This is a genomic window from Nonomuraea sp. B208, assembly GCF_057536035.1.
The window spans coordinates 464,921-475,051 of the sequence record NZ_BAAJOU010000010.1; the positions used below are offsets into that span (position 1 = coordinate 464,921).

At 72.6% G+C, this 10,131-nt stretch carries 10 protein-coding genes; 2 read left to right on the forward strand and 8 right to left on the reverse strand.

Annotated features, from left to right (window positions below; genetic code table 11):
- Nucleotides 1-74: 74 nt before the first annotated feature.
- From AC27IY_RS07460 to AC27IY_RS07490, 7 genes are all read right to left on the reverse strand, one after another.
- Entirely contained in the window at nucleotides 75-1,523 is a 1,449-nt protein-coding gene (locus AC27IY_RS07460) for an FGGY family carbohydrate kinase (protein WP_487177508.1), read from the reverse strand.
- Nucleotides 1,524-1,525: 2 nt separating this feature from the next.
- Nucleotides 1,526-2,314: a class I fructose-bisphosphate aldolase gene (locus AC27IY_RS07465; protein WP_364459916.1), complete on the reverse strand. Its 789-nt coding sequence runs from the start codon at nucleotides 2,312-2,314 to the stop codon at nucleotides 1,526-1,528.
- Between the two features lie 16 nt (nucleotides 2,315-2,330).
- Complete coding sequence (locus AC27IY_RS07470; protein ID WP_487177509.1) at nucleotides 2,331-3,338, reverse strand: alcohol dehydrogenase catalytic domain-containing protein; 1,008 nt, start codon at nucleotides 3,336-3,338, stop codon at nucleotides 2,331-2,333.
- On the reverse strand, nucleotides 3,335-4,165 hold the full coding sequence (locus AC27IY_RS07475; RefSeq protein ID WP_371248462.1) for a carbohydrate ABC transporter permease: 831 nt from the start codon (nucleotides 4,163-4,165) through the stop codon (nucleotides 3,335-3,337). Before AC27IY_RS07475 ends, AC27IY_RS07470 begins: the two co-directional genes overlap by 4 nt.
- Nucleotides 4,162-5,082: a carbohydrate ABC transporter permease gene (locus tag AC27IY_RS07480; protein WP_364459925.1), complete on the reverse strand. Its 921-nt coding sequence runs from the start codon at nucleotides 5,080-5,082 to the stop codon at nucleotides 4,162-4,164. Before AC27IY_RS07480 ends, AC27IY_RS07475 begins: the two co-directional genes overlap by 4 nt.
- 66 nt (nucleotides 5,083-5,148) lie before the next feature.
- A complete protein-coding gene (locus AC27IY_RS07485; protein ID WP_344206898.1) occupies nucleotides 5,149-6,513 on the reverse strand; it encodes an ABC transporter substrate-binding protein in 1,365 nt (454 codons plus the stop codon).
- 65 nt (nucleotides 6,514-6,578) lie between these two features.
- The gene (locus AC27IY_RS07490) at nucleotides 6,579-7,394 is read right to left on the reverse strand and encodes a GntR family transcriptional regulator (RefSeq protein WP_423445916.1); all 816 of its coding nucleotides are present in this window, start codon (nucleotides 7,392-7,394) and stop codon (nucleotides 6,579-6,581) included.
- A 121-nt stretch (nucleotides 7,395-7,515) separates the two neighbouring features.
- Here AC27IY_RS07490 and AC27IY_RS07495 point away from each other — a divergent pair, with 121 nt between their 5' ends.
- Nucleotides 7,516-8,517, forward strand: a complete 1,002-nt coding sequence (locus tag AC27IY_RS07495; RefSeq protein ID WP_364459934.1) for a dihydroxyacetone kinase subunit DhaK — start codon at nucleotides 7,516-7,518, stop codon at nucleotides 8,515-8,517.
- Nucleotides 8,518-8,522: 5 nt separating this feature from the next.
- Nucleotides 8,523-9,140, forward strand: coding sequence for a dihydroxyacetone kinase subunit DhaL (dhaL, locus tag AC27IY_RS07500; protein ID WP_364459937.1), 618 nt, complete (start codon nucleotides 8,523-8,525; stop codon nucleotides 9,138-9,140).
- A 5-nt stretch (nucleotides 9,141-9,145) separates the two neighbouring features.
- On the opposite strand, the gene AC27IY_RS07505 is transcribed toward dhaL, so the two are convergent.
- Nucleotides 9,146-10,063: a MurR/RpiR family transcriptional regulator gene (locus tag AC27IY_RS07505; protein ID WP_364459940.1), complete on the reverse strand. Its 918-nt coding sequence runs from the start codon at nucleotides 10,061-10,063 to the stop codon at nucleotides 9,146-9,148.
- Nucleotides 10,064-10,131: the final 68 nt, after the last annotated feature.

Here is a 10,131-nt window from a genome sequence, read left to right on the forward strand (position 1 = left end):
GCTGTACGTGACTATACCAATACTCTAGGTGCTCCTTGGAGTCATGGCAGCCTCACGTACGGCGACCGGTCGCGTCAGGGGGTGAGTTCCCGTACGGACACCGGTGCGATCGGCCCGGGCAGGCAGAGGTGGGCCGCGCCGAGTGCGGACAGCTCCGGCTCCGCGACAATCCGGTACGGCAGACCCGCCGCGGCGGCCTTCAGGCGTATCCACCCTGGTGCGCGGGTCCATCCGCCGGCCGCGTAGGCGGCTTCGGCGTCGGGGGCCAGGGCGCGCAGGGCTGCGGCGCCGGCCTGCGCGAGCTGCCAGGCCGCGCCGGCCGCCCGCGCCTCGGCGGACAGGTCGGCCGCGGCGGGTGTCCAGCGGGGTGGTTCGCCGCCTGCCGCGCCGGGCGCGAACACCGGCCGGTCGGGCCGTTCCACGACGAGGCGGCCGGCCAGGACGGCGTCCAGGCAGGGGCCGAGGCCGTTGTCGCGGAGCCAGGTCATGTTGCGGTCCAGCTCCAGCACGGTGAGAGCGGTCAGACCGTCGCCGAGCACCGCGGGGGAGAGGTCCATCCCAGGAGGCGGGTTCCCCCCGGCCCGACGATCCCCGGTCCGGATGTCTCCGCGGTCCCCGGTCCGGAGGTCCCCGGTTCGGAGGTCCCCACGGTCCTCGGTCCGGCGGTCCCCGGTTCGGAGGTCCCCGGTCCGGGGGTCCCCACGGTCCTCGGTCCGGCGGTCCCCGGTGCGGGCCGGTCGGTTCGCGGGTTCGAGGGTGCGGACGAGGACCTCTGCGGTGCCCATCGAGTCGAGGGGCGCGCCGGGATCCTGCCGGTGCACGACGGAGGCGCCCAGCGGGTGGTCGTGGCCGCCCGCGACCACCACGGCGTCGGACGCGAGCAGGTCCGCCAGCCGCCTGCTGCGCAGCTCGCCGACCACGGTGCCGGCCGGGACGACCGGCGGCAGCAGGTCGGCGGGGAGGAACCGGCCGGCGCGTTCGATGTCCCACGCGCCGGGATCGAGCAGCCAGGCGCCGGTGCGCGGGGCGAGGCTGCTGGACATGACCGCCCGGCCGGTCCAGCGCAGCGCCGGGTAGTCGGTGCACGCCACCCACCCGTCGGCCGCCGCGAGGTCGGCGGACGGGATCAGGGCCCAGGCCGCGACGGTGCGGGCGGCGTCCAGCTCCACCCCGTAGCGGAGCCGGTCGCCCGGCCGGGCGAGCTCGGCCAGGCGGTCCAGGGCCGCACGCCGGGACGGGTCGAACCACGGCAGCGCGGTGCCGAGCGGCCGCCCGCCGGCGTGCAGCACGCCGTCCTCGCCGACCCCGGCCACGCACACCCCGCGCAGCCGGGGACGCGACACCGCGCCCGCGGCCAGCAGGATCAGCTCCTCGAGGACGTCGACCAGCTCGTCCGGGCGGACACGCAGCCCGGCCCTGGGGGTGGGCCTGGCGGCGCGAGCCAGTACGGTGCCCTCGGCGTCGGCGAGCAGCACCTTGACGTTGGTGCTGCCGAGGTCGGCGCCGGCCCACACGTCCGTCATGGTCAGACGGTCTGCAGCGCGCGGCCGCCGGAACGCGAGAGCGCGGCGAGCTGCCCGACGATGGAGTGCGCCTCGGGAAGGCTGCGCTGCCAGACGTTGCGGCCCACGATGATGCCGCGGGCGCCGGCCACGACGGTCTGCCTGACGGCCTCGACGGTGTCGGCCGCGTCGCCCTCCCGGGGTCCGCCCGCGATGACGACGGGCAGGCCGAGCTCCTCGACCAGGCGGCGGGTGCCCTCCTCGCCCGGGAACGCGATCTTGATGATGTGCGCGCCGAGGTCGAAGGCGATCCGGGCGGCCAGCTCCTCGGCGGCGACGACCTCGGGGGTGCGCGGCGCCCCCAGCATCACCGGCTCCAGCATGAGCGGGATCTGCCAGCGCTCGCAGTCGGAGACCACCTTGCCGACGCGGGTGACGAGCGCGGCCTGCTCCGCCTTGGTGGTGTTCCAGGGCATCAGCATCTTCACGCAGTCGACGCCGAGCCGTACGGCGTCCTCCACGCTGTGCTGCAGCGCGCCGACGCCGGCCGGGGCGTCGGTGTAGTGGTAGAACGCGTCGATCGCCATCACCCGGGACAGGTGCGGGCGCTCGGCGAAGTACCGCTCGGTGCGCACGACGAGCCCCGGGCTCATCATGAAGCCGGTGATGTCGTCACCGCCGAACTCCTCCACCACCGCGGCCGGGTTCTCCAGGCCGGGCAGGCGGTCGAAGATGAGCCCGTGGTCGACGGGCATGATGATGGCTGCCCGGTCCGCGGGCAGCGTACGGGTCATGCGGTAGGCCATGGTCATGGGTGTTGCCTTCCGATCAGGTGTTCATTGAGGGATCGATGTGGACCTTGAGCGCCTCGGGGGAGGCGGCGACCGCGAGCGCCTCGGCGTACGCGGTGAGCGGCAGCCGGTGGGTGACCAGCGGCCGGACGGCCGCGGCCAGGTCGCCGATCTGCTCGACGGCGGCCGGGTAGCAGTCGGCGAGGCTGTTGGAGCCGAGCACCGTCAGCTCCTTCTCGAAGACCTCGAACGGGCGCAGCGGCACGGCCGTCTCCGGCGCCGTGACGCCCATCTGCACGAGGGTGCCGCGGATCGCGATCCGCTCCAGCGCGTCGGCGACGGCGGACGGGTGCCCGCTCGCCTCGACGACGACCTGGGCCCCGCCGGGCAGGTCGAGTTCGGCGCCGTTCGCGGCGACGTGGCCGGCGCCGAGGCGGAGCGCGGCGTCACGGCGTACCGCGTGCGGTTCGACGACCTGGACGCGGCCTGCTCCGCGCTGCCGGGCGACGGCGCACAGGAGCAGGCCGATGGAGCCCGCGCCGTACACCAGGACGTCCAGTCCTCGCAGGTCGGGGGCGCGGTCGAGGGCGTGCAGGACGCAGGCGAGCGGCTCGATCAGCGCGCCGACCGTGGGATCGAGGCCCGCGGGCAGCCGGTGGGCGACGCGGGCGGGGACGGCGACCTTCTCGGCGCACGCCCCGGCGCGGGTGACGCCGACCGGTTCGAGGCTGAGGCACAGGTTGGGGGCTCCCGCCCGGCACCAGCGGCAGCGGCCGCAGTTGACGTTGGGGTCGACGCCGACCAGGTCGCCGGGCGACAGGCCGCGGACGTCCGCCCCGACCTCGACCACGGTGCCGGCGAACTCGTGGCCGGGCACGACCGGATAGCGTCCCGTGGCGTAGCTGCCCTCGACGAGGTGCAGGTCGGTGCCGCAGATGCCGACCGCGGCGGGGGCGATGACGACGTCCTCGGGGCCGGGCACCGGGTCGGGCACCTCGGCCGGCTCCACGCCGCCTTTTCCGTCCAGGATGATCGCGCGCATCATTTCACCGCTCCGAACAGCAGACCGCGCACCAGGCTGCGCTGACAGATCCAGCCGAGGATCACGACAGGGACGCTCACGACGGTGGCCACGGCCGCGACCTGGGCGGTGTAGAGCTCACCGAAGGACAGGAACTTCTGCATGAACACCGGCAGGCTGGAGGTGGTCGTGGTGAGGTTGACCGCGTAGAAGTACTCGTTCCAGGAGAACACGCACGACAGCAGCGCGGTCGCCCACAGGCCGGGGCTGATCAGCGGCAGCACGATGCTGCGCATGATCCGCAGCCGGCCGGCCCCGTCCATGGACGCCGCCTCCAGCACCTCGCCCGGCACCTCCTGCAGGAAGGAGCGGATCATCCACACCGCGAGCGGCAGGTTCATGCCGAGGTGCAGGACGATCAGGACGGTGACCGTGTTCAGCAGGTTCAGCTGCTGCGCGACCACGTAGATCGGGATGATCCCGGCCGCGATCGGCATCATCTTGGTGCTGATGAAGAAGAACAGCGCGTCCTGCGCCTTGCGGACCGGCCGGACCGACAGCGCGTACGCGGCCGGCAGCGCGAGCAGCAGGACCAGGACCGTCGAGACCACCGCGATGGCGATCGAGTTGCCGGCGTACGCCCAGAAACCCGCGCCGAAGGCGTTCCTGTAGTGCTCGAACGTCGGCTCGAAGATGAGCTTCGGCGCCGGCGAGGCGGCGTCCGTCTCGCTCTGGACGCTCTTGAGCAGCATGTACGCGACCGGCGAGAACAGCAGCAGCGAGCCGAGCCAGCCGAGCACGGCGACCGGCCAGCGGGCCCGGTCCTTGTCCGGAGCGGTGGTGACGGTCATCGCCGTCCCTCCTGCCGGAAGATGCCGGACAGCAGGCGCAGCGCCGGCAGCGCGAGCGCGATCGTGAGCACCAGCGTGACCAGGCCGTAGGCGGACGCCGTGCCGAAGTCGAACGAGTTGAACGCGCGCAGGTAGACGTAGTAGGTGATGTTGGTGGTGCCGTACGCGGGGCCGCCCGCCGTGAGCAGCGCGATCTCGCCGAACGTCTGGATGACGTTCATGCTGAGCAGCAGCGCGGTCAGCTCCATGAACGGCCGCAGGTGCGGCAGGACCACGCCGCGGAACTGCCACCACCAGCTCGCGCCGTCCACCCGCGCGGCCTCCAGCTGCTCGTCGGGCATCGCCTGCAGCCCGGCGAGCAGGACGAGCATCGCGAACGGCGTCCAGCGCCAGGACGTGATCAGCACGATGGACGTCATCGACTGCTCGCTCAGCCAGTTCACCCGCGGCAGCCCGGCCAGGTCGGTGAGCCAGCCGAGCAGGCCGAACGAGGGGTCGAACATGGCGCTGCGCCAGAACAGCGCGGCCGCCACCGGCATGATGAAGAACGGCGTGATGGCGAGCGTGCGGGCGACGCCCCGGCCGGGGAACTTCTTCTGCAGCAGCATCGCCAGCACCAGGCCCACGAGCATGCTGAGGATCGTCGCCCCGGCGGTGAGCACCACCGTGTTGCCGATGGCCTTCCAGAAGGTGCCGTCGGCGAACGTGGCCTGATAGTTGGCGAGCCCCGCGAAGCCTCCCTCGCCGGGGGCCAGCAGGTTCCAGCTCCGCAGCGAGTACCAGATCGTCATGACGAACGGGATCTGCGTGAGCGCGAGCGTGATGACGAGGGCCGGCAGCAACGGGGCGCGTCTGCTCCACGCCCCGCGCCGGCCGCGGGCCCGCGCCGGTCCGGTCGTTGACGCGATGGCGGTCATGTCCCACCTCCTCCTGGGTTGTCGGGTGGCGTCGCGGGGTGGCTTTCGCGACGCCACCCCCGGCGGCTACTTGAGGTAGCCGGCCTTCTTGACGGCCTCCGCCGCGTACTCCTGGGACTTCCGCAGCGCGTCGGCCACGGTCTGGGTGCCGCTGATGGCGCCCGCGACCTGCTGGGAGACGTAGTCGCCGATGTCGGTGAACTCGGGGATCTGGACGTACTGGACGCCCGTGTAGGGCACCGGCCGCACGGTCGGCTGCTTCGGATCGGCCGCGTTGATCGACTTGAGGGTCAGGTCGGCGTAGGACCTGGCCGCTTCCTGGTACTCAGGCAGGTCGTACGTCGAGGTGCGCGAGCCGGGCGGGATCGAGTCCCAGCCGGCCTTGGCGCCGGCCAGCTTGATGTACTCCTTGCTGGTCGCCCACGAGATGAACTTCCAGGCGGCGTCCTTGTTCTTGCTGGACTCGGTGATGCCGAGGGCCCAGGACCACAGCCATCCGGAGGCGTCGGTCCGCTCGACCGGGGCCAGGGCGAAGGCCAGGTTGTCCTTGATCTCGGGGGTGGCCTGCTGGAGGGCCGAGCCGGCGAAGACGGTGTCGTCGTACCACATGGCGGTCTTGCCCTGGGTGATCTGCTGCAGGCAGCCCTCCCAGCCGTCCTTGGCGGCGTCCGGCTGGCCGTGCTCGCGCAGCAGGTCGACGTAGAACTGCACGGCCTTCGTGGTCTCGGGCGAGGTGAGCTGGGGCTGCCACTGCTCGTCGAACCAGCGGCCGCCGAAGGTGTTGATGACGGTGGTCAGCGAGGCCAGGTTCTGTCCCCAGCCCGGGAGGCCGCGCAGGCAGATGCCCGAGACGCCGCCTTTCTTGTCGTCCATCTTGGCCGCGGCGTCGGCGACCTGCTTCCAGGTCGGCTTCTCCGGGATCTTGACGCCCGCCTTCTCGGCGAGGTCCTTGCGGTAGAAGAGGAAGGAGCTGGAGCCGTAGAAGGGGGCGCCGTAGAGCTTGCCGTCCGCGGAGACGATGTCCTTGATGGGCTGGAGCACGTCGCCGGAGTCCCAGGCGGTGTCCTTGGCGACGTAGTCGTCGAGTGGAACGATCCAACCGTTCTTCGCCCAGATCGGCACCTCGTAGCTGCCGATCATCGTGACGTCGTACTGGCCGGCCTTGGTGGCGACGTCCTTGGTCACGGCGGGACGCAGGTCGTTCTCCGGCAGCGTGGTGAACTTGACCTTCAGGCCGGGGTTCTTCTGCTCGAAGTCCGCGATGAGGCTCTCCGCGGTCTTCATCTGGGGGTTCGCGGCGAGCGCCACGGTGATCGTGGTCTCGCCCGAGGCCGAGGTCTGCTCGGCGGTGGGGTCGGAGCAGGCGGAGACGGTGGCCAGGGTGGCGACGGCCAGCACGGCCGCGCTGAGTGGTCGGGTACGGAGTCGCAAGAGATCCTCCAGGAGGGGGTGGGGGGACCGGCCCGCCGTCGGCGCGGCGGGCCGGGCAAGCGGGTTCAGGGGCTGGCGATCCGGCCGATCTCGGGGTGGCGGGCCGAGGTGGACGGCGGGGTGGGGGCGCCCACCTGGATCTCGACGTGTACGACGTCGCTGCGTACCCAGACCTCGTAGTGGTCGAAGGCCACCAGGTTCGCGTCCCAGGACGTCGACTTGATCTTCAGTAGCGGAGTGCCCTCGGGCACGTGGAGCAGGCGGGCGATCTCGCCCTCCGCGGCGACCGCCTCGACCGTGCGCGAGGCGCTCGCGACGGCGTAGCCGGCCCTGCGCAGGATGCCGTTGAGCGAGCCGGTGCCGGTCGGGACCTCGCCGCGCGACACCAGCGTCCCGATCTGCGGTGGCAGATAGTTGATGGAGAACAGGGCGACCTTGCCGTCGAGCTCGCGCACCCGTTCGAGGACGTAGCCGTGGCTGCCGGGCGGCAGGTGCAGCGCCTCCAGGGCCGATTGCGGCAGCGGGGCCTGCTCGGCGCGCAGCACCTGGGTGGTGACCTGGCGCTGACGCCCCTCGACCTCGTCCTCGAAGAAGCCCTCACGCCCCTGCAGCAGCCAGCCGCGCTGGGGCGGCATCGACGCGAACGCCCCGCGGCGGGGGATGCGGATGACCCAGCCCTGCTCCTCCAGCAGCCGGAGCGCCTCGCGAACGGTGGCTCGCGACAGGTTCCAGGTGGTGGCCAGCTCGCCCTCGCTCGGCAGGCGGTCGCCCATCGCGAGGTGGCCGTCCGAGATCTGCTTGCGGATCCGGTCGGCCAGCTGGAGGTAGTAAGGCTCGACAGAGACGCGGTCGATGGCCTTGCCGTCGGGGGGTAGGTTCATGATGACTCCGTAATCCGAGGTCAGTGCCCTGGTACGTACAAGACGTACAGTCTGGACATGGAGGAATGTATGGGTTAGTTTTCCGGCACGTCAAGAGCTCGTTACACGGAAGTTGGGCTGCATGAGCCGACGACAGTTTGTCAACGAACCCGATCAGGTCGTCCCGGAGGCGCTGGAAGGGCTGGTCCTGGCCCACCCCGCGCTCCTGCGGCTGAACCCCGACCCCGCCTACGTGGTCCGGGCCACGCCCGCCACCGGCAAGGTCGCCCTGGTGTCCGGAGGCGGATCCGGGCACGAACCGCTCCACACCGGCTTCGTCGGCACCGGCATGCTCGACGCCGCCGTGCCCGGCGCGGTCTTCGCCAGCCCCACGGCGCTGCAGGTGGCGGCGGCGACCACCGCCGTCGACAACGGCCGGGGCGTGCTCCAGATCGTCAAGAACTACACCGGCGACGTGCTCAACTTCACCATCGCCGCCGAGATCGCGGCCGACGAGGGCGTCTCCGTCGAACGGGTCCTCGTGGACGACGACCTCGCCTCCGAGCGCGCCGACGGCGAGGGCCCGGGGCGGCGCGGCACCGCCGCCGTCGTCGTGGTGGAGAAGCTGTGCGGCGCCCTCGCCGAGCAGGGAGCCGACCTCACCCGCGTCGCCGGCTTCGGCCGTGAGCTGGTCCGCGACGCGCGCAGCATGGGCGTCGCGCTCGCGGCGGGCGCGCATCCCGGCGAGCGCCTGCCCGCGTGGGAGCTGGCCGACGACGAGGTCGAGCTGGGCGTCGGCATCCACGGCGAGCGCGGCATCGGCAGGCGGGCGTTCGCGAGCGCCGACGAGCTGACCGCCGACCTGCTCGACCGGCTGGTCGCCGCGCTCGGGCTGGGCCGCGGCGACGGCGTGCTCGTCGTCGTGAACTCGCTCGGCGCCACCCACGGACTCGAACTGTCCCTGGTCCACCGGGCCGTGCACCGGCAACTGGCCGGACGCGGCATCGAGGTGGCCAGAAGCCTGGTCGGCCCCTACGTCACCTCGCTCGACATGGCCGGCCTGTCCATCACCCTGGTGCGCGCCGACGACACCCGCGTCGCCCTCTGGGACGCGCCCGTCCGCACCCCGGCCCTGACCTGGTGAAAGGCATGAGCATGAACGCATCCGACGCCCGGCGGTGGATGGAGCGGTTCTTCGCCGCCTTCGACCGCGAGCAGCAGGCGCTCACCGACCTCGACCGCCGCTCGGGCGACGGCGACTTCGGCGCGAACCTGCGCTCCGCGCTCAACCGCGCCCGTACGGCGCTCGCGACCGCCGACACCGCCACCCCCGGCGACGTGTTCGACGTGGTCTCCACCGCATTCCTCAACACCGGCGGGACGTCCGGCCCGCTGTTCGGGATGTGGTTCAGGCACCTGGCCAAGGCGACCCGCGCCGAGACCGTCGGCGTGGCCGAGCTGGCCCGCGGCTTCGCCGACGCGACCGCGACCGTGCAGCGGCTCGGCGGGGCGAAGCCGGGCGACAAGACCATGGTGGACGCCATGGTCCCGGCCGCCGAAGCGCTCACCGCGGCGTCCGTGGGAGCGCCCGGCGACCTGCGCGAGGCGCTGACGGCCGCGGCCGCCGCCGCCCGCTCCGGCGCCGACGCCACCGCCGACCTGCTGGCCAGGCGTGGCCGGGCCAGCTATGTGGGCGAGGTGGCACGCGGCGTCCTCGACCCTGGCGCGGTCACGGTGGCGCTCCTGACGGAGGCCGCCTGCCCGTGACCTGGTCAGCGTGCTTTCTGTGACCTGCGGGAGCGCTCAGCGGACGGGGCCCGGCGGTCGTCCTCGCGGAGGACGCCGTCGGCCAGCTGGTCGTACTCGGCCACGCGGGCCCGCCCGACCTCGCCCAGCTCCTCCACCACCGCCGCGATCAACGTCTCCAGCAGCGCCACGGCCGGGGTGAGCGAGTCGAACGGCGACGGCGAGCGCACCTGGGCGGGCAGCACCACGTCGGCCACCGCGGCGGCCGGGGACAGCCACGGGTCCGTCAGCAGCACGATCTTGACGTTGCGGGCCGCCGCGGCGTTGGCGAAGGCGATGCTCTCCTGCTGGTAGCGGCGGTAGTCGAACAGGACGAGCACGTCCTTGCGGCCCATGTCGAGCAGGTGGGCCGCGTGGTCGGCGGTCGAGCCCGCCAGGTGGGCCGTGCCCGGCCGCAGCTGCTGGAGATGGGCGATCAGGTATTGGGCGAGGATCGTGCTGAACCGCCCGCCGAGCGCCCACACGCGCCGGGCGGGGTCGGCCAGCAGCCCGGCGGCCTTGAGCAGCTCGCCCTCCGGCAGTTGCTCGAAGGTCGCGGCGGTCGCTTCGAGCAGGACCCGGCCGGACCGGCCCAGCACGCCGTCGGAGTCCTCCTGCGGGGTGCCGTACTGCGCCAGCGGTGAGGTGTAGCGCTGCTGGGTCTCGCGCTTGATCGCCTGCTGCAGCTCAGGATAGCCCTCGAAGCCGAGCCGGTAGGCCAGCCGCAGCACGGTCGCGGCGCTGGTCTGGGCGAGCCCGGCGACGATCGCGAGCGGTTCGAGGCCCGCGGTGGGGTAGCCGGCGAGGAGGGCGCGGGCCACCCGCTGCTCGGCCTTCGGAAGCTGGGGCAGCACCTCGCGGAGCTGCGCCGCGACGGTGCGGGACTCGGGCACGCCGGATGTCACCCTGCCTCCTGGGGGAAGAGACGGCGCGCCGCCCGCCGATGGGCGGCGCGCCGCAAAAGCGTACGCGG

What these genes read in the sequence shown, in the direction of transcription:
- AC27IY_RS07460 (WP_487177508.1), bottom strand. Translation starts at nt 1,523, where the DNA reads ATGACGGACGTGTGGGCCGGCGCCGACCTCGGCAGCACCAACGTCAAG.
- AC27IY_RS07465 (WP_364459916.1), bottom strand. Translation starts at nt 2,314, where the DNA reads ATGACCATGGCCTACCGCATGACCCGTACGCTGCCCGCGGACCGGGCA.
- AC27IY_RS07470 (WP_487177509.1), bottom strand. Translation starts at nt 3,338, where the DNA reads ATGATGCGCGCGATCATCCTGGACGGAAAAGGCGGCGTGGAGCCGGCC.
- AC27IY_RS07475 (WP_371248462.1), bottom strand. Translation starts at nt 4,165, where the DNA reads ATGACCGTCACCACCGCTCCGGACAAGGACCGGGCCCGCTGGCCGGTC.
- AC27IY_RS07480 (WP_364459925.1), bottom strand. Translation starts at nt 5,082, where the DNA reads ATGACCGCCATCGCGTCAACGACCGGACCGGCGCGGGCCCGCGGCCGG.
- AC27IY_RS07490 (WP_423445916.1), bottom strand. Translation starts at nt 7,394, where the DNA reads ATGAACCTACCCCCCGACGGCAAGGCCATCGACCGCGTCTCTGTCGAG.
- AC27IY_RS07495 (WP_364459934.1), top strand. Translation starts at nt 7,516, where the DNA reads ATGAGCCGACGACAGTTTGTCAACGAACCCGATCAGGTCGTCCCGGAG.
- dhaL (WP_364459937.1), top strand. Translation starts at nt 8,523, where the DNA reads ATGAGCATGAACGCATCCGACGCCCGGCGGTGGATGGAGCGGTTCTTC.